The sequence below is a fragment of the uncultured Microscilla sp. genome (genome assembly GCF_947493425.1).
GTDB lineage: Bacteria > Bacteroidota > Bacteroidia > Cytophagales > Microscillaceae > Microscilla.
Genome location: NZ_CANLRP010000148.1, coordinates 1 through 20,884 on the forward strand (window position 1 = coordinate 1; position 20,884 = coordinate 20,884).

The following is a 20,884-nucleotide window of genomic DNA, read 5'->3' on the forward strand; positions in this document are numbered from 1 at the left end:
GACTTTTTTTAGTTTTATTTTTCTTTAATGACATTGTTTGTTGACTTTGAATGGTCAACCTATATTAGGCACGCACAAGTAAAGGTAACTCTCTCATAATATGATAGTTATACTTGCATATTAGGTGTGTTTAATTTTGTCTTGGTACATAGTTATCCTGAAATAATCTAATATTCAAAATTACGTTTAGCAAAGTCAAGGAAAGACACCTGGATCGATAATGCCGTTTTCTATGTTAAAACCAGACAGTTATGTGCGTTAGTTTTCGGTCATTGCTTTCAGCGTGGTTTGTGAGTATTGTGGGATTTATCTGCCACAAATGCCCTTGTAGGCACAATACACGCAAGTGTTAATATCTGGGGTACGTTCTATAGGTTGGGTTTCGTCTGCCATATTATGAATAATTTCTTGCAAATACATTTCTGACTTGTGCACATACTCGTGTAGGGTTTCAGAAAATAACTCCTGGTCTTTTACACTACTTTTGAGCTCTAGCAGCCCTTCTTTGAGGTTACGCAAACTATAAATACCTGCACTGATAGGTTCCTTTTCGGTAAGCTTGTGTTCGCCAATGTAATATTCTCCCTTTTCTATAATTAGCTTAGACAAAATATATTTATACAACCAAAGTTGCCTTACCTTGTCGGCTTTGGTGTCCGATACCAAACGCTCCAGATCATCATTGCTTAACTTTACATCCTTCTTTTCTACCAATCCGGTTTTATAGTCAATAATACGTACCTTTTCGCCAATTTTGTCTATACGGTCAGTAATCCCTTTGATCTTTACCTCTGTTGCTTGCCCATTTACCTCCGCCTCAAACTGGGCAGACAACACCGGGCTAAAAGCCTCTTGAGGGTCAGTCCAACGATTTTTGTTTTCCAGGCTCAAAATTTCAAACGGCGCTCCATTTTCTTTAGCTTCTTTTGCCTGATTCTTCAGAAAGTTAGTCACAAAGTTGGTGGCAAGCTTTTTAGTGATGAAGTTCTCTCCAGTTTGCAGGTAGTTGGCGTACTCTTCTTGCAAAAACTTTTCATTGACCCGGTTTTGCACTTCGGGCAGTTCGGCTTCTATATGTGGGGCTTCTATTTCTTTGTGTTTTGCCGACAGTTCCCGGTAAATGTCTTCCAGTATTTCGTGTACAATGCTTCCAAACTTATCTGCTCCCAGACTTTCTTCTACTACAATTGAGTTGCCTATTTCGGCAATTTGGTTAAAGTAATACTTAAGTGAACAACTAATGAATGCATTGATATGCCATGGCGATAAACCTTCTTTGAACTTTTGCATCAGTTTGTCCATTACCTGGGTGTTTTTCTGAATAACCAGCCCTTGCTCTTCGTATTCGTCAGATTTGCGAAAGCGCCCCACTTGATTTTTTACTTTTATCTCTGGGTTGTACTGCGACAAGTCATGTTGAAGCTGCAGCAATAAACGACTTTTTTCATAACCTCCATAGGTGTCAGAAGGCGACACGTGTAAGATGGCTACTTTTTTTGCGCGCTGTAGCAAACGGTAAAAATGATAGCTCAACATAGCCTCCTGGTCTACATAAGTAGGTAGCCCATAGCTTTGCGAAATATCAAAGGGAATGAAAGAATTACTTTTTTTGCCTTTGGGCAAGATTGTTTCATTGACCGATAACAAAATTACGTTGTCAAAATCAATGTTACGGGTTTCTACCAGACTCAATACTTGCAAGCTGGTAGATTTTTCGCTGTCGAAAGCTACCTTAGCTTCGCGGAATGCCTGGTAAAGAAAAATTTTGAAAGTATGAATACTAATAAAGCCGCGACGAGTACGAATAAAAAACTTTAAATCATTCAATATCTCTCGAAACTGTTCGGCATACTTAATCTCAAACTGGTTGGTTTCAAAGTTGAGAAGTTCCATCAATTGCTCAAAACAAGCAATGGCATCAAGGGCATTTTTCCAACTGCTAAATAAAATCTCGAATAGCTGACGAAAAGCAGGGGCTTGTTGGTGAATGCGGGCAAGCTCATCGTCGGTTTTATCTTCTTTAAACAAAGGTGTTTCTGTAAAGTCGAGCAATGCTGCTTGTGACAAAAAAATCTGGTTATTTTTATTAATAAAACGCACCACCTCCTGAATAAAGCCAGGGCGGGTTTCGCCTTCGGTAGTAATTTCTGCTTCAATTTTTCGCTCAAACTGCCGGATAAAGGGGTGATTTAACAACTTAATAATACTCCGGTAGCTAAACTTAGATACTTTTTCGGGTTTTGGGTCATCAGTTGCATTTTGGTCTTTTTCTGCCCCTTCTTTTTCTTCTTCCTGTTCAAGCACCACCCTTATTTTGGTTTGGTTTTGCTCAAACAATGCATCTACCAGATTAAACAAAGCCGAATTGCGTAAAGCAAGCCCCATTGTAATATTCATTCCGGCGTATTCTTTACTCAATGAATGAATCAATGGTACCAATACATTTTCGTCCGACAACACAATAGCTGTATCGCCCCCACTTGTTCCTTGCCCGTTTTTATTGGCCTTGAGCGGGTTAATTGCCCAGTTTTCTAACAGCTGATTGGTAGCCCTGCCTTGCAAACTGGCATTGGCTACACTTATTACTTGTACCTCTTTTTTAGTTTCCTGCAGGTGGTTTCCCTGAAAGCTCCAGGCATTACCCGCCCAGTTTTTTTTATATTGCTTGAGAAACATTCCCGCCTTATTTTCAATGTCCTCGCGCATATAATAATTATCAGTATCCCAAAATACCTCCGCTTTGCCTTTTTTTACCAATTGTTTAAAAATACTTTCTTCAGACTTTGTCAAAGCATTGAACCCTATAAACACAAATTGATCGTATTTGTCAGGTTTTATAAGCAACTCGTCTACCTCATTGGCAAGCCTGCGGTAAAGCATGCCCATGTATGCCTGTCCATTCAAAGTAAGCCTTTCCTGAAAGCGCGTATAAGTCTCCTGCAGGTTTTCCCATAGTTTAAAATAACGCGATATTTTGGTAGTTACCTGTTGTTCGCCCAAGTTCCAGCGTTCAATGTTTTTAATGTCGCTTAGGTTGCTAAACAATTTTTTTGCATCTACCAGATTGCGGTCAATTTGTTCAAAGTCTTTTAGTAGTACATACCCCCAACTAGTAAATTTTTCCAGCTTAATTTCAGGATCTATTTTGCGGAAAACATCGTACAACTCCAGCAACAACACAATGGCGCTCGATGTATCGGTTTTGGTAGTTTCAGTTACAAAATCGTCTATGGTTAGAATGGTAGGAAAATCTTCTGCGTCGACTTCTTGGGCAACCATAAAGTGACGCAATACATGGCAACTTCTACGGGTAGGCATTACCACACAAAGCCCTTTTAGCCCCTCAGTACCGTGGTGATCAATCAGCTGAGTAATGCATTGATGTAGAAAAGCCTGCATATTTATTTTTACTTTTTATATTGGTGTCGTTCCTAAGGAATGGTGAGAAATTAAATTACCATTCTTGAGGTAGAGGTTTTGTTTTGAGACGAGGCTATTTTTTGCGCCCATAGCAGCGCTACGGGCAATAAAAATAACGAAGTATCAAGGCGAAAAATCACCCCTCAGAGTGTAAATTTATTTTTGAACAATTCCTAAGTAAACCTACAAAAATAAAGTAATCCAAATGGATCAGGTCATTTTTGTAGGTTTACTAAAAAGTAAATTTAGTAAAACTTTTTCACAAGCATACCACCCCCTCAGCTAATTGTTGTGTACTTGGCAGGAGGGTGCTTTTTAAGGTATCTTTGATTTACGTATTTTTTGTGGGCAGTTAACAAAAAATGCCCAACCCCGTTCTGATGGGTCAGGCATGTCTGTTAAAAATAAGCATTATGCAGATAATGGACTCTTCAATAGACTACTTATGAAGCTGTAAGGGGAGGGTTCGAACCTCCACGAAGCGGTTAGTCCCTGCTGGAATTTATCCCTTTGTCTTCACCCCCGAGACGGGAGGGCATGTCTGCCAATTTCATCACCTTACAGTGTGTATTATATAAATATTTGTGTCCCTAGTAGGAGCATAAGCAAGTAACTGATTGTAGGATAGCTCACATATATATAATCAAAAAAGCTGTAAGGGGAGGGTTCGAACCTCCACGGAGCGGTTAGTCCCTGTTGGAATTTATCCCTTCAGAATACCTTTCATATTTTGCCTGATACAAAAATTGAAGAGTACTCATTTCTCCACCCCCGAGACGGGAGGGCATGTCTGCCAATTTCATCACCTTACAGTGTATTTGTTATTGCCCCTCTTTTGGGTCAAACTTGTCGCTTGAAGCTTACTACTTGAAGCTATTGAAAAAGCTGTAAGGGGAGGGTTCGAACCTCCACGGAGCGGTTAGTCCCTGCTGGAATTTATCCCTTCAGAATACTATTCATGTTTTGCCTACCACAAAAGTTGAAAAGTACTCGTTTCTCCACCCCCGAGACGGGAGGGCATGTCTGCCAATTTCATCACCTTACAGTGTGTTTGTTATTGCCCCTCTTTTGGGTCAAACTTGTCGCTTGAAGCTTACTAATTGAAGCTATTGAAAAAGCTGTAAGGGGAGGGTTCGAACCTCCACGAAGCGGTTAGTCCCTGCTGGAATTTATCCCTTTGTCTTCACCCCCGAGACGGGAGGGCATGTCTGCCAATTTCATCACCTTACAGTGTGTTTTACTTCTCCCAAAAACTTTGATACTTACAACTTTTCAACATTTCTTTACACATAATTTGTATCATATAGGTCTTGACTTTATTGCCTTATTCGCGTCATTCCCGACAAATCAGGGGGATGATTTTTAACACCATATTTCTACTTGGGTGTAAGTTGTAAGTATGTCAAGTTTTTGGTCTGTCATTTATCTTTATTGACATTACAAAGATAGGGGAAAAAGATTTTATATTCCAAATGTCTTAATAAAATTGATTTATTTTTACGTTATTCTTAATTTTATAAATTATTTATGTAGAATATCTTAATATTAATAAAAATAATGGCTAAAAATTTAGAAATCGATAATGTAGATCGGCAGATATTGGCTTTGCTTACTCAAGATGCTACAATGGCGTTTACCGAAATAGCCAAAAAGGTATTTGTGTCAGATGCTACAGTGCATGTGCGCATGCGCAAAATGCGGGAGATGGGAATTATCAAGGGTTCACAATTGATGATTGACTATGCCAAGCTAGGGTGGGATATTACAGCTTTTTTAGGAATTTATCTTGACAAGAGCTCCTTGTATGAAGATGCAGCCAAACAGTTGCAAAAAATCCCCGAAGTAGTAGAGATGCACTACACCACGGGGATCTATAGCGTTTTTGTGAAAATACGTTGTCGGGACACCAAGCATTTACGCGAGGTACTACACGACAAAATACAGAAAGTCACCGGCATTCAACGTACCGAAACCTTTATATCGCTTGAAGAGTCTATGCAAGAGGTTCAGCAGTTGATCATTCCTTGACAGGGTTTGTTTTTTACGTTTTTAGGTGCTTTGAATAAAATCTAAGGTGAGTGTTACTCAACTTTAAAACCTATTACCAATACATCATCTGTTTGATGTTTAGCACCTGTCCATTCATGAAAGGTCTGATCAAGGATGTTTTTTTGGGTATCCATATCTTTAGAGTGTATGTCAAGTAATAGGTTTTTTAGGCGTTTCCTCATAAATTTTTTATCCTCTTGCCCTCCAAACTGATCCTGGTATCCATCAGACGCTATATAACAGCAAGTAGGAGCGTCTATGTTTATACGATGCTCTTCAAACGTGACCTCGGTTTTTCTAACCTCTCCACCAATGCTGAATTTATTGCCTTTGATGGCGTGTATCGTATTGTTTTGTATATATACCAATGGGTTTTTGGCACCCGCAAACGTTAGTACTTTATTGGTTTTATCCCAAACACATAAGGCAAGGTCCATTCCATCACGGTTTTTGGTTTTATCTTGTTTAAGTAATGCTTGAATCCCTTTATCCAGCTGGGTCAATACCTGCGAAGGTGTCACTATGTTTTTTACCGACACAATCTCACTTAACAGGGCATGCCCTATCATAGACATAAACGCCCCTGGTACTCCGTGCCCAGTGCAGTCTATAGCTGCAATAATTACTTTATCGTCTTTTTGATTGAACCAATAAAAATCACCAGAGACAATATCACGCGGTTTAAATAAAATGAAACAATCGCCCAAAATACTTTTTATACGTTGGGTATTGGGCAAAATAGCGGCTTGTATTCGCTGTCCATAATTGATACTGGCTGTAATGTCATCATTTTTTTGTTTGATTTGCTGATAGGCAATATTTAACTGTTTGGTTCTTTCTTTTACTTTATCTTCCAGGTTTTCATACAAGAGGGCATTTTCTACGGAAATAGCCATTTGAGAAGACAAGATATTGAGTACCTCCAGGTGTTGGCTGGTAAACGCGCCTGTGCTTAGGTTGTTTTCAAGGTAAAGAATACCTACAATATGCCCCGTTTTGAGCAAAGGGGTACATAAGAGTGATTTTGTACGGGTGGTACTTATGTATGGTAAGTGGGTAAACTGTCCTTCATTGCTGGCATCGTTTAGCACCAGGGTTTGCTTGGTACGCACCACATAGTTTACAATCTCTTCAGACAAAATTACTTCTTGAGCATTTACTTGTTCCAGCGGAATCGACTGTAGGGTAGTAATGGCTTGAGTGCTTACGTCTACGGCAGCCTCTAAATAAGGTTGGTCTTGATTGTACAAAAACAAAAAGCCTCGTTCAGCACCTGAGTTTTCTATGAGGGTTGCCATCATTTTTTCTAACAATGACGATAGTACCACCTCTTCCGAAAGCATTTGCGATGCTTTGAGAATAGTATCAAAATTGAGCTTTTCGCCAATGTTTCCCGATTTACCTGTAGTAGTTACTATAGTTTGAGCGTCTTTATAGCCTGTGTTTCCTTGGAGCAAAAAGGGATACATCTGCTCCAACTGGCTTACTTTTTTGCTTGCTCCCCATATATTATAAGCCTGATGGCTTTGTTGCCAATATACCTGGGCTATGCGGTGTTTGTTGATACTTTCGTAAAACAAAGCAGCCATCTGTGCAGCAATGGCGTTCTCAAAAGTAAGACCTTGTGCCTGCCCTTTATTGATGGCCTCTTCATAGTAGTCCATAGCTTCCAGATGTTCACCTTCTATTTGTGCTATTTCGGCTTTAATCAGCAGGTACTTATTTTTAAAATCTGCCGGGTTAAGCTCACTCAATAACTTTAGCTTGTCTATAAAATCTTTGATTTGCTTCAGTACCTCCTCTTTTTTATCCGGAGCTTGTTTTACCTGTTGCAGTTGAATAAGCGGGTAATAAAACTGGGTAGACATATACTGAGCATTGCCCACGTTGTAAGGGAGCCAGTTTAAGGCCTCGTTTGTGCTCTTTATTGCGTTGTTTGTGTCATTCATCACCAAATAAGCAATGGCTTTGTACAGGTGACTCATATAGGTACTTACAAAAGTTTGGTTTTTAGTGGTCAGCTCCAGTATGGTATCAAACTCATGGGGCAAGTGATTGGGGGGCGTGTATACTGCGTCTGACAAAGCGTTTGCCAAACCATACATAGGCAAAATAATGTCTGTGGCAAAGCTGTTTTGGTACTTTAGACTAATGTATAAACTAGTTTCACTATGCGCTATAAATGTTTGAATGTCATCGCCTTTTACAAAGCTTATGTTAGGAGTAATCATAGCATTGTAAGTGGCAAATTGCAGTTCGCCCGATTGAAAACCCAATTGTTCCCCTTCTTTTAATACAGGCATAATATGGTGGGCAGGCTTTACAGGGTATATTAGAAAAGAGCCCAACACAAAACAGGAGTTACATTTTTGCTGAAGATTATTGTATTTTTCACTTAGTTTATAGGCAAGCTCTCCGTACTCATAACCCGTGGTATAATCACTAAAAACTACCCCACACAAAATTCCATAAGAGCTATAGATGGTAGAGAGTTCGGGTACATTGCCTTTTTCGAGCCCAAGTGCTGTAGCTTGCACAATGATAAATGTCCATAAATTAGGGTTAAACAAATAAGCGGGCGCAGCCATATTAGACAAAATCTTAGCAACCAGGATATCTTCAGCTACTTCAGCATCCGGAGCATCCACAATACTTGAAACCTTTCGTTCTCCCAAATGTTGTGCTACAGCCCCAAACCCGGCACCAATAGCTGCTTCCAGGTCGGTATCTGCTGGTATACCAAAGCTGAGCAACTCTAGAGCTTTTTTCCCAGTTTCTATAGCTTCTGTGTACTTTGCCTGTAGGGTGGCTTGTATGATCAGTGTATTGTAAATATCGGCTTTTTCAACCGAAGTGTACGCGTTTTGGAGGGTGCTTTGTGCGTATTCCTCCACTTTGTCAAAGTTCCCGTTGAGGTATTCTACCTCGATAAGCTCTTTGTGCAGTAAAAACGTAAAGTCATATAAGTTTTTCCAGGGAGCTGTAGGGAGCAAGTTATATGCTGTATTCAGGTAGTTGATGGCACTACTATAAGCGGTAGCACTCGTGGCTTTTTGGGCAGCTTTAAAGTTGAGCTGTCTGAGTTTGTCAATAGAAGCAGGAGCAGTAATGAGTGATTGTGCTTTATTTAATTGATTGACAATACTAAAAACCTCTTGTTCCAGTAGTTCTTCAGGGGTATTGTCCAGCAATTTTTGACCAATATTGAGGTGCACTTGAGCTATATTTTCTGGGGCAATTAAAGAGTAAGAGGCTTGTTGAATGCGGTCGTGTTGAAACTTATACCCTTTCTGATTGCTCAAAATCAATTGTTCTTTGAGCGCTTCATTGAGAGCTGTTTCTATTTCTTCCAGGCTGCTTTCCGGGTAAAATGCCAACAGTGCTTCTTTGTCAAACTGGTTGTTAAAGGCAGCGGCAACTTTCAGTAAATCAATGGTTTGGGCAGGTAGTTTTTCAATTTTTTTGACCAATAGCTCCACTACATTATCAGTCATGTCTTGCGACTTAATCTTGGCATCATCCCATTGCCATTGATAGTGTGTATAGTCAAAAAACAATAAGCCATCCTGATACAAGCTAGTTAAAAACTGATTGATAAAAAATGGGTTCCCTTCTGTTTTGTTAAAAATGAGTTGGGCTAAACTTTCGGTCGATTCGATGTCGGTTTTAAGCGTATCAGCCACAATAGACTGTATATGTTCAAGACGCAGGTTCGACAACGCAATGCTTTGTATTTCAGCATATTTGCTTATTTCTTTGAGGGTAGCTGTCAAAGGGTGGGCTTGATCTACTTCATTGTCGCGGTAAGACCCTACAATGAATAAATATTGGTTTTGGGCATTTTTCAAAAAAAGCTCAAGCAATTGCAAACTAGCATTATCTGCCCACTGCAAGTCATCAATGACAAGCATAATGGGGTGCTCCTTTTGAGTAAATACTTTGATAAAGTTTTCGAACGTATAGTTAAACCTGTTGTGGGTTTCAGTAGGAGGCAGTTTTTCTACCGGGGCTTGTTCGCCTATAATCAATTCTAATTTAGGTATTACATCTACCATTACCTGCCCATTGCCCTCTAGGGCTGTCAACAAGTCGTTTTTCCATTTTGTGAGCTTTTGTTGAGATTCAGTAAGTATATGATCTATCAATACATCAAAAGCTTGAATAATAGCAAGGTAAGGTATATTTCTTTGAAACTGTTCAAACTTCCCTTTGATATAATACCCGTTTTTTTGGGTAATAGGTTTTTGTATTTCCTGTATCAATACCGACTTACCTATGCCCGAATACCCCTTAATCAATACAAGTTGTGCGTTGCCCTCTTCACATGTTTTGTCAAAAGCCGCCAATAGTTTCTCACGCTCTTGTTCTCTGCCGTATAATTTCTGCGAAATCTGAAATTTATCAGAGTAATCGCCTTTGCCCAATACAAGTTGGTGAGCATTGTTGTTATCCAGGTTTTCCAGACAGTCTGATAAATCGCTTTTTAGTCCTTTGGCAGATTGGTAGCGATCTTCAGCATTTTTAGAAAGCAACTTGAGTACAATTTCAGACAAAAACGGGGGGATTTCTGAGTTGATAAGGTAAGGTGGTTTGGGCTTGAGGGCAATATGGGCGTGAATAATTTCCATTTGTTCTTTGCCCTGAAAAGGTAAAATGCCCGTAAGCATTTCGTACAACACCACGCCAAACGAGTACAAGTCGGTTCGGTAGTCAATACTACGGTTCATTCTGCCGGTTTGCTCTGGCGAAATATAAGGAAGCGTACCCTGTAAATTGTTTACATTGCCTATATCGGTTTTTTCTGTCGAAAGCTGGGTAGCAATATCAAAATCAATAATAGTAGGTTGATAAGTTTCAGGGTTGAGCAAAATATTGTTGCAATTCAGGTCTTTGTGAATCACATTTTTTTTGTGCACTTTTTCAAGGGTAGAGGCCAAATAAATGGCTATTTGTAACACTTGTCTTACACTGAGCTTTTGTGTTTTGATGACATTACCCAGCGTAGGTGCCGCAATATATTCTTGAAGTATAGCCAAGCTGTTACCCTGCTGAATAAGAGACAGTGCTTTGGGTATGCCTGGCATTTCCAGGTCTTGGCTAATTTTAAACTCTCGCTCAAAGCGTTTGAGTTCTTCGGGGCTAGGGTAAGGGTTGGTGGTAGTTTTTAGCACAAATTGATCGTTTTCCTCATTAGAAGCCAAAAACACACTCGTTTTATCGCTTTTGTAAAGCGTGTCGGTAATCTGATAGTTCGCTATATTCTTCATAGTACCTAACCATGTTATAATTTATGTTTTGTAGATGCTCCACCACAGACCGCTTAATTTTACCAGGGTTTGGGTAAACTTAGTCATAAGCAAGCCCTGGCAAGTGAGGTAATGGGGAAGTAGATAAGACAAGTCTGTTTGACTCGTCACATTATTTTGAAGTAAAGTTTGGAAATACTTCTTTCTCAAAAATAGCTTGTACAGCAGCCTTATGTTGGGGTGGCACCCCATCTATCAAGCGCTGATATTCGTCTACTATATCAGTGCTCAAATGGTCTGCCAAATCATCCCCTCCTATGTCATTTATCCACAAAGAATGTAGTGTAAAACCAAAATCAAAATCCGGATGAGTCAATACGCAAGTAGGCCCCTGGGCTAAATTGCTGGCGTCGAAAATCCATACCTCACGCAGGTAGTTAATAGGATCGCCTTCTTCTTCTATGCCGTTAATCATAGTCGTAAACAAGTAGCCGTCCATGCTGGGCTCTACTCCTGGAGTAGCCGTTTTTTTAGGTACAAACTGAATAGCACCTAAGGTATAGTTATCAGGATATTGATAATAATCTTCTAGTTTCATTGTGTCCGTATTCAAACGAGCGATTTGTAAAGGTACTCCTTGCTCGCTGTATTTCTCTATGTCTTCGGCAGGCACTATGCGGTTAGGGTAATCTTTGTACAAGTCAAAAATAAACTTGGTAAGCCGACGTTTTTCCAAGGCTCCAAATTGCCAGTAAATATTTTTGATTTCGTTGACTGGTTGTTCGGCAGAAATAAAATCTCTGAATGTATAAAACCCCGAAAGCCACGTATGCGGCGCAGTGTCACCGTTTTTGTCTGGGTTGCCGGTTTCATAGGTCATTATTTCTTCTTTGATAGTAGCAGTTTCAGCATCAATGACAATTTTTCCTACCCTACCTACATCCATCGACCCCACACATAAAATACCCTCAGTTCCTTCTTCAATAGGTGTGCCTGGCATGAGTTCATCATAACACCTGACCCACTCGGCCAAACAAGCCGCTGCATTGGAGGCTGTATAGATCGTAATCAGTTGATTATCATTGCTATAGTTTGCCGTGAAATGGATAAACTCAGGTTTTAGGGTCAAGCTTTTGGCTGTAACGGTTTCATTGCCTGCAACCAAGTCGGCACGCTTGATAATGTACAGAGGAGTATTGGCAAGTTGAGGTTGGGTAGTGATTTGGCGCAAAAACCTGTTCAACTTTTCGTTGTTAGGAAAGGGGTTATTCATCAACACATCCAGCGAAAGTTTAAAGGCTGCATCAATCAAGAGCACATAGTCCTTACTAATACTGGTTTGGTGCATGCATTGAAGAATTTTTATATTATCCCCATTTTCGTCTACCACCTTCCATCGGTCGTGGGTGTTGGTATCGCTAAAGCGAAGTAGGTACACCTCATCTTCTATAGACGTGCTTGATTCTATAGATTCAATGGTATCTTCTACTTTTTCTTCCAGTGCCTTTGCCTCTTTGCCAAATATTTTATTGATGAGATGAATAAAAAACGCTTTTATTTTATCAAATATGCTTTGGTTTACTTCTACATCATTCTTGACCGACTGGGCAGCTTCCTGAAGCTTACTTTGTTTTTGGCTAAGTTTTTTTTCCAGATGCTCTACGAAATCTTCAAAGGTAAGTTTGCTTTTGCCGTGAGTGTTTTTTTCCTCCAGTTCATCTATGCATTCTTCCAATAGCCCCTCTACTGTTTCAGGAGCACTTTGCAACAAAGGCCATAACCCTGAAGCCTGAAGCAAAGTCTTTACTGACTTGGTGTAGTTTACTGTGAAAAGCTCTTGCGTGACAGGGTCAAAGGTAGGGTGAGCAGTACCTTGAATGAGTTTAAAAATCCACGGAACAATGGCAGGAGTGGCAGCCACATAATCGCTCAATTGACCAATGGGTTGGGTAACATTTAGTAGCTTGGGGTTAAACTCATAAGCCCTGCCCAGATCGGCGGTAGCCAATAAACGTGTAGTTTGATCATTTTTAAATTTTACGGGCACTACAGCGGTGGCTATTTGTTCGGCAGCCCCCAATACAAAAGATAGTCGGGCGATGCCCAAGTTTTTAAAACCAAGCAGTGTGTGTCCGGTGGTGCCATATTTGGTAGCCTTGTCTGCATAATAAGAAGGGGGCTTTAGCAGCTTTGCCTTTAGGGTGATTGTGCCTGGTTGGGTAAGGTCAAACTTAAAAATATAGCCACCACCACCCAAAAGCGGAGAACTGTACTCTTGGTTGGGTTTGCCATCAGGGTGGGTTTTGGGGTAAGGCAGGGCAGAGTTGACAGTACCATTGGGAGTATTGATGTATACATAGCCGCATAAATCATTGGGTAATGTACCAGATTTTACTTCCAGGGTTAAGTTGAGGGTCTCGCGAGTGGAGGACACTAGTGGTCTTGTAGGGATTGTGTTTTGTTCCGACATATTGTAATGTATTGCAAAAATTGATTGATAGTTTAGTGGGTGAAATCATTCCTAAAATAGTATAAATATGTGTTAAATCTATGATGAGCAGTATTTAATTTTGTTGAAACACAGCACAAGTATTTTTTATTGAAGTGAGTTTCCGATCGGCAACTTTTTGATTGTAACAAGCCTGTCATTTCTCTTGGTTTATAAAAACAAAAAAGGGAATAGTAAATCGCTTATAGCGAGATACTTAAGTTGATTTTTTCTTTGTGATGACTGCTTTATTACTGCGGATGAGGTTTTTTAAATACACTTTTTTAGAAAAAAAATCCTCCTTTTAAAACTTTTTTGAAGCCCACAACATCTCACCAATAACAAAAAGAGATAGTAAAAGTACTGAGCACACTTAAACCCCTTGATAAATAATGCAAATGGTGCATGACGAAATGTTGGTGAATAAGGCACGCAATGGAGATCGGAAGGCATTCAACCATTTGGTAAATCTGTGGAACAATCGCATTTATAATTTTGCTTATAAATACTTTAATGACCACGATTTGGCAATGGAAGCTACCCAACGCACTTTTATTGCGGTGTACAAAAATCTGCAAAAACTGGAACAGCCCGCCCGTTTTAGGTCGTGGTTGTATCGCATAGCCAGCAACAACTGCCACGAAGAAGAACGCCGTAACAAACGCCGTTGGACAGTATCTTTGTTTAAGTCATCGCAGAAGGCAGGGGAGGAGGCACCACCTTGGGGCAAATACGAAAAAGACACCAACCGTTTTGCCAATCCTGACCAACAGTACCAAAAGACTGAACTTGAACAGGTGTTGCACCGGGCGCTTAAAGAACTCAGCGAAGAACAACGCATAGTAGTGATTATGAAAGAGTATGAGGGGCTTAAGTTTAAAGAGATTGCCGAAGCATTAGACATCTCAGAAAATACCGCCAAATCAAGAATGTATTATGGTTTGAATGCGCTCAGAAAAGTATTGAACAAGTGGAACATTAACAAAGAAACTATACACTATGAATCATAAAAGTTATACACCCGACGAAGCCACCCTGATGGCTTACTTCTATGATGAACTGAAGGGGGCAGACCGACAAAAGGTGGAGGCTTACCTTGCCGAAAACCCTGAAGCTCAGGCAGACCTGGAGGGACTACGAAGCACCCAAAGTATCATGGGTTCCTTGAGCGATAAAGACGCAGGGCAGCCGTTGATTTTGATGGATGAAAATAATGCTTTTGCCGCCATGCCTATAGCGCAAACACCTACCCCAAAAGCTAAACTGATGACGATGGGGTTTGCCCGCACCCTGATTGGGGTGGCAGCAGCTATAGTGTTGGTATTTTTGATGGGAGCACTCACCAACCTGCAAATAAAATCGGGCAATGAAGGGCTCGCCATTAGCTTTGGTAAAGAAGCTACCCAACCAACAGTAAAACCCAAGAAAGTGCCTCCTACTATTATTAACAAAGGCATTGACCGCCAAGAGGTAGAAAAACTATTGTCGGCTTATATGGCGTCTTATGGCGATAGTTTGTCGGATAAACTGGGCGGGTTGGAAAACAAAATTGTACGACAAAATCAGCAATTGAAGGCGTTACCCAAACAAAAAAAGGTATTAGCTTCTAACCAAAGATTTAGCATTACCGAAGTACAAATGATGCTGGACAACTTAAAAAAAGATCACCTCAAAACAATGGTCGATTTGATTAGATTGTCTAACAAAAATCAAAAAGATTACGTGGGCAGAGCCATCGCTGACTACGCCCGCTATGTGGATGACCAGCGTGAAAGCGACTTGAAAAACATTCACTTGAGTATTCGTACCCTGGCCGATAACACCAACAGTAAACAGTTGCAAAGTGACCGATTGCTGGCAAAGGTGATAGAAAAAGTAAACAGAAAGTCAGACGGCGATGATGTGAACAAACGTTGATTGGCTGAATCTACAAGGTGGGACTTCTAATTACGATTTTTATAAGTTACTAAAAGTCAGCGTGATATAAAATATGTAGTTACCTACAGAACAGGGCTTGGCTTGAAGCTTATCGCTTAAAGTTTGCCCCTGTCAGCAATACCCAAACCATATAATTAATAATGACATGAGAAAACCATATAAAATCTGGCTAATGGTAGCTGGGCTGCTAGAACTATGCCTGTGGGCAAATGCTCAGACACCAGTAAACCAGGCAATGGCTACCCAACTGAGGAAAGCCGAAAAGCAGCTGACCCAATCGTTAAAAAAGCTGCGCAGCCCTAAAAGAATGAACATGCATGGGTATGTATACCTTGGGCAAGAAACCAACACCACTGCGGCTTATATTAAGGGGTATGGAGTAGTAATAACGTTACCCAGAGTAATGCTTGGGGTGCGTAGCCGTCGGGTGAGGCGTAACCGCAAAACGGGAAAATTGTATGTCAAGTTTAGAGGTAACACAAGAGTAGCCCTTGACAAGAGTAAATACAATATCAACGACAGAGTAGTGCATTATATGCGTTCGGGCAGCAAACCTGACTATAAGTATACACTTGTAGATAGAAATGAAGTAGTGAAAAAACGCAAAGCCGACCTAAAAGCGGCCATGAAGTCGTTTTTGGCAAAAGCCAGTGGCTTAATGGCGTTACTGACAGGCAGCGAAAAAATAGAGTTGGTATACGATCATCATAACAAACGCTATTACCAAAGCAGAAACAAAAAATACAATGTGTTGATGCCCCGTTTTTTGGTAGCCTCCATTGATAAACAAACCTGGAGCAACAATCCAGGCAAGGTGACTTTTAGCAAAGAAACCAGGTTGAATACAACTAATCAGTCATTAGAAGTAATGTCGGGCATTATAGAGGGCTTGTTCAAACGCAGTGTTTCTCAGTCTTTTCAGGGGTACAACCGCGTAAGGTACCATCAATTAGGGGATATGGGCGTGCTCTATAGCCTTCAGTTGAACCAAAGAATAAGTGCCTCACATGATGAGAAATATGTAATAATTAAGGATAACAAAGTGATAGATTCAGACAGCATAAGGGCACGCAAGAGCGGCAATTATGCACAAGTAAAAGCAGAGCGGCAACAAGCTTACCGCAAGGCATACCAAAGGTTTGAGCAAGAAATAAAACAATACTTGGTAGAGTATGGCAAGGTGCTACAGGGTATAGCTGCCAACAAGTGGTTGGTGTTGCATGTGTCGTTGCCCAAGATGTGGTATACCAAAGACGATCCTAGCGTGCCACATAGTGTACAAGTAAGTGTAAAAGCAGGCGTACTACAAAACGTAAAAGCGGGGAGAATGACCGCTGAAAATGCGCAAAGTCAAGTAGTATTGCAAAAGTATTAATGAATTGAAGAACCGAATTATTTAACAAAGAAATACAAAAACAAAATGAAACATATTCATAAAATAACCCAGCTTTTTTTATTGGCTTTTGTGACAGGTCTTGCCAGTATGCAGTTTGCCTGGGCACAAAAGATAGACGAAGAAAGAATGAACCGTGATATCAAAATCACCGAAAAAGTGTTGTCTACTTTGTTTAAAACTTCATTAGATGACCATCGTCACCATATGATACGCGGCACAAGCAGCATCAGAGGTACTTATATTCCCAACTATGGGGTACTGTTTAGAATACCACAAGTGTTTTTTAATAATATAAGCGATGGGGTGGTGTACTTGTCTGACGAAGGTACAAAACAAGTGATGCGCGACCGGGTAAAGGTGATCAATATTGATAATTATAAATCGGGTGAGGTAATTTACTGGTTAGACAAACAGGCGGTAGCACTGGCGCCAGTAGTGGTAGGCAACAGGGTGAGAAAGCGAAAGCAAGTGCGCGGGGTAAGTATTGACAGTGTGTTGAATGGGCGTAGAGCTAAAGCTTTGGACCTGATTAAGGTATTTATACGAGACTATAGTTCGTTGTTGAGCCAATTGTCTGACAATGACAAGATTGTGGTAACCTATGACAGAGTGTTGAATATGAATCGTTTGTTTAGACAAAAACCTGAACTCAAGGAGAAAAATTCGTTGATGGTAGAGGTTACTTACAAAGATGTGAAAGCCAACCAGGGAAAAGCACTCGAAAAGAAAATGAAGGTATCTTCGCTTGATATACCACCTGCAAATAAGCTACAACTAGAAGTGTTTAAGAAGATATTAGATGAATTGTTTGAGCGTAGAAATACCGATGGCAAGAGTTTTTATAGAAGTAGTAGAAGCAGTTACGCTCATTTGAAAGGTTTTGGGGTGATTTACGACCTTAGGTTAAGAAAGCCCAGACGAAATAAAGGACACGGACACAGCTATAGCGTGACAAGTGGAAGTGGTACCGTGATTGTGAACGAATGTGACGATGATGATAACACCAAAGTGAGCGACAAACAACGCAAAGAAAAGCGTGAGAAGGCGCGTCTTGAACACCAACAATTGACCGAAAAGGCTTATGCAAAGCTGGAAAAAGACTTAAAGAAACACATGGTAGATTATGGCAGAACTTTGCGTAATGTGCCAGCTAACGAAATGCTCATGTTTAATGTGCGTCTGCGTGGTCATTATTACTACCATAACGACGGTAAGTCGGCAAAAATTCCTCGTTTGATGGTGCTTACGGTTAAAATGAGCGACTTGAATGGTAAAAGTGCGGAAAGCAAGATCAATGTAAAAAAAATATTTAGGTAACCTTGTAATGAAAGAAGGAGTGGTGCGTCATTTATTTACAAACGCACCATGTAACCTTTTTTATCAAGTGAAGTTTCTCTGGTTGTAAGTATGAAGGTTGTCTACTTATCAGGAAATATTGGAACGAAAACAAACCATATAACCAATTTAGCAAAGGGCATTCACTACTTTTAGTCCACTGTTATAGAGGCAGCCCAGAGAACAATTTAATTTTGACTCAAAGATTTTTAAAACTGTGTTTAGTACGCAATAGATTCCTAAAATCTCTCAGAAAAAGCCGGATAGTTTATTCGGCTTTTTTTATTCCCCTATAAACCTTGCCTTAAGCTCAGGGGTAGGCATCATGCATTGGTCTTTTTTGCCGTACCAACGGTACCGGTTTTTAGCAATGAAGTCATACACGGCATCTCTGATAAAACGAGGTATAATGATGAATCCATACAACAAACGCCAGGCACCGCCAAACTCACGTGCCACTCTAAGTGCTGCGGTAGATTTGATATAATGTGTATCGCCCTCTACCATCACAAAAGAATCAAGGTCGTTTACCGGGTGGTTAAACTTTTTCAGTAATGCTTGCCCTACCTCAGATTGTAACGAAGCAAACAGAAACTTTTCTTGTTTATCCCTCTTGATAATGGTTTGTACTGCATCATTACACAAATTGCACACTCCATCAAATAATACAATAGGTTGGGTAGTTTGAGGAACTTGAGTAGGTGTGTGTGTTGTGGGTGTTTTCATAGTTTATATAACGTCTTGAAAATGTTTAAAGTTTCAGTATTTTCTGAAAGTTTTATTCTAAAATAAGGAGCCTTGTACCGGAGGACGGTATATTTGGGGAGCTTTCAGGCCAAGCCCACAGGTTTTGTTCAGTGCCCGGATAAGGTAAAGTATCAACTCTGGGGTGGCCTCGTTTTCGTCGGGTTGGTGAATAAAAAGATAGGCAGATTGTAAACCAAGGCTGATGAGTTCCTGAATGCGTGCTATCCAGGCATCTATTCGGGTATAGTCGGTAGGGTGTAGGTTGTTGCCCACAAACCTAAGCACCAGCGTAGGAGTAGTGAGGCGTTGATGCAGTACATCGCGCCTTCCTGCTACATCGGTGATTACCGTGGCTACCTGATGCTGTTCAAGCAATTGTGCAGCATTTTCAAAATGACCTGCCTTAAACCAGTCAGCATGTCGAAACTCCACCGCCAGCGGTATGTGTTGGGGGAAGCTTGCCAGGTAATGTTGCAGGCGTACCGCATCACGAGGGCTAAAGTAAGGAGATAATTGCATAAAAGTAGTACCCAAATAATCGCCCAAGCCTTCCATTGCCTGGGCAAATGCTTGAGTAAAATCGCTGGCTTTGCCTGCAGGCATCAACTGATGGCTAATGTCTTGAGGTACTTTTGGGCAAAACTTAAACCCAGGGCTGGCTTGTGTTTTCCATTTGTCTATAGTGTCGCTGTTTGGCAAAGAGTAGTGAGTACTGTTAAGCTCTATAGTATTAAACTGTTGGGCGTAATGTTTTAGATACTCTCCTGTAGGTGTTTTGCGAGGGTACAAGGTGCCTACCCAGTTTTTATTACCCCAGATAGGGCAACCTATATATATTTTGGGGGAGCTGGTTTGCGCTTGCTTTTGCAACAATTGCCGGGTAGCAGTAGCAATAGGAGGGAGGTCAAAATTGATATTATCTGCGGATTCTACTTTACCAAATTTCATATTTATAACAGGTTTTTGTGGCGCAAATTTATACAACTGTCCGTTTGTCTCAAAAGTTTTTTGGTTGGCTGCCAGATTTACTTCTAAAACCACAATCAATGCATCTTGTTTTTGTTATATTTGTTAAAATCAAACTTTTCAAAAACCTAAACTAAATATTATGCAAACTGCATCTTATTACAAAAACTCAGGTATTATTCCTCCATTAGCTCCTGTGCTGATGCTTACTTTGGGGGTAGCTGCTACTTGGGTCATGGCATTTATCTATGCCTATGCTATAGCTTACATTCCGTTTATTTACATCAGTTTTATACTTACCGCTATTTTTGGGTTGGGTATAGGGGTTACAGTAAATTTATGTGGGCAATTTGGTAAAGCGCGTAACACCACCTTTACTATGACCTCAGCATTGGTGTTGGGTTTATTTGGTGTATACGCTTGTTGGGCAGTGTGGTTCAAAGCCCAGGGAGCCAAAACTGGGTTGTTCATTTCGCCAGATATACTGTTTAAACTGGTACAATTTATTGCCGCAGAGGGAGCCTGGAGCATTTTTGACTCTACACCTACCGGAGGAGCCTTGTATGCAGTTTGGGGCATCGAAGCTGCTATAATTATTGGTGTCGCCTTATTTATGGTAAACTCTTCAGCCAACGATACTCCTTTTTGCGAGGAGTGCAAACAATGGGCAGACCAGGAAAAAGTGGTAGGACCCTTGGCACCCATTATGGATACCCATGCCTTTAAATCTCGCATAGAGCAAGGGCATTTTCAGGCCATTTTAGATTTACCATTGATAGAAGATCGCTATATTCAATATACAATAGTCAAGCTACTGAGTTGTGCTGACTTTGAGAAAAGCACCTTGTTTTTGACAGTACAAGCAGTGACAGTAGAAGTGGATGAAGATGGCAAAGAAAGCAAAGACGAAATTGATATTGTCAAAAACCTCATAATTAATCGTGCAGAATACGACCAATTGCTAAATCATGAGTATGTACAAGAGACAGAGCACGATGAAGACCTAAACGACGAAGATTTTAGAGAAGAATAAAGTTAAAATAATGCATTGTGTTGAGTTCAGTAAATGATAGAACCATAAAAAAAGCAGACTTTATCAAAAGCCTGCTTTTTTTATTATTGAATTTTTTACGGTAGTCTATCACTTTTCTTTGTTGTTTTCTGAGTAAAGTCAGGGGGCAAATATCGCCGAAATAATGTGTCAGGTATTTAGTGTTTAAGCTACTAGTGTTATGTCAACGTTGTATTTTAGGGTAAAGCCTCTTTAATTTAATCCTCGCCTCTTTAGTAGTAAATTGC

Annotated in this window: 11 protein-coding genes; 6 read left to right on the forward strand and 5 right to left on the reverse strand. The window is 40.4% G+C overall.

The window, feature by feature from the left end; all coding sequences use genetic code 11:
* Positions 1–306: 306 nt before the first annotated feature.
* Complete coding sequence (locus Q0954_RS26000) at positions 307–3,399, reverse strand: PD-(D/E)XK nuclease family protein (RefSeq protein ID WP_299462003.1); 3,093 nt, start codon at positions 3,397–3,399, stop codon at positions 307–309.
* 1,578 nt (positions 3,400–4,977) lie between these two features.
* Between Q0954_RS26000 and Q0954_RS26005 the strand changes: the two genes are divergently transcribed.
* Complete coding sequence (locus tag Q0954_RS26005; RefSeq protein WP_002699730.1) at positions 4,978–5,448, forward strand: Lrp/AsnC ligand binding domain-containing protein; 471 nt, start codon at positions 4,978–4,980, stop codon at positions 5,446–5,448.
* A gap of 53 nt (positions 5,449–5,501) precedes the next feature.
* Here the strand turns inward: Q0954_RS26005 and Q0954_RS26010 are convergent, their stop codons facing one another.
* Positions 5,502–10,736 (reverse strand): AAA family ATPase, encoded by a 5,235-nt coding sequence (locus Q0954_RS26010; RefSeq protein ID WP_299462008.1) that lies wholly within the window; start codon positions 10,734–10,736, stop codon positions 5,502–5,504.
* Between the two features lie 151 nt (positions 10,737–10,887).
* The gene (locus tag Q0954_RS26015) at positions 10,888–13,185 is read right to left on the reverse strand and encodes a carotenoid oxygenase family protein (RefSeq protein WP_299462010.1); all 2,298 of its coding nucleotides are present in this window, start codon (positions 13,183–13,185) and stop codon (positions 10,888–10,890) included.
* Positions 13,186–13,595: 410 nt separating this feature from the next.
* Between Q0954_RS26015 and Q0954_RS26020 the strand changes: the two genes are divergently transcribed.
* From Q0954_RS26020 to Q0954_RS26035, 4 genes are all read left to right on the forward strand, one after another.
* A complete protein-coding gene (locus tag Q0954_RS26020) occupies positions 13,596–14,213 on the forward strand; it encodes a sigma-70 family RNA polymerase sigma factor (protein ID WP_299462013.1) in 618 nt (205 codons plus the stop codon).
* Entirely contained in the window at positions 14,203–15,120 is a 918-nt protein-coding gene (locus Q0954_RS26025) for a hypothetical protein (RefSeq protein ID WP_299462016.1), read from the forward strand. The genes Q0954_RS26020 and Q0954_RS26025 overlap by 11 nt, the downstream gene beginning before the upstream one ends.
* 166 nt (positions 15,121–15,286) lie before the next feature.
* Positions 15,287–16,516: a hypothetical protein gene (locus tag Q0954_RS26030; RefSeq protein ID WP_299462019.1), complete on the forward strand. Its 1,230-nt coding sequence runs from the start codon at positions 15,287–15,289 to the stop codon at positions 16,514–16,516.
* Between the two features lie 45 nt (positions 16,517–16,561).
* The gene (locus Q0954_RS26035; RefSeq protein WP_299462022.1) at positions 16,562–17,854 is read left to right on the forward strand and encodes a hypothetical protein; all 1,293 of its coding nucleotides are present in this window, start codon (positions 16,562–16,564) and stop codon (positions 17,852–17,854) included.
* Between the two features lie 300 nt (positions 17,855–18,154).
* On the opposite strand, the gene Q0954_RS26040 is transcribed toward Q0954_RS26035, so the two are convergent.
* Complete coding sequence (locus Q0954_RS26040) at positions 18,155–18,598, reverse strand: thiol-disulfide oxidoreductase DCC family protein (protein ID WP_299462025.1); 444 nt, start codon at positions 18,596–18,598, stop codon at positions 18,155–18,157.
* Between the two features lie 57 nt (positions 18,599–18,655).
* Positions 18,656–19,567 (reverse strand): DUF72 domain-containing protein, encoded by a 912-nt coding sequence (locus tag Q0954_RS26045; RefSeq protein ID WP_299462028.1) that lies wholly within the window; start codon positions 19,565–19,567, stop codon positions 18,656–18,658.
* A 160-nt stretch (positions 19,568–19,727) separates the two neighbouring features.
* Here Q0954_RS26045 and Q0954_RS26050 point away from each other — a divergent pair, with 160 nt between their 5' ends.
* Positions 19,728–20,618 carry a hypothetical protein gene (locus tag Q0954_RS26050; RefSeq protein WP_299462031.1) on the forward strand — a complete coding sequence of 297 codons (891 nt, stop codon included), beginning with the start codon at positions 19,728–19,730 and terminating at the stop codon, positions 20,616–20,618.
* The last annotated feature ends 266 nt before the right edge of the window (positions 20,619–20,884 follow it).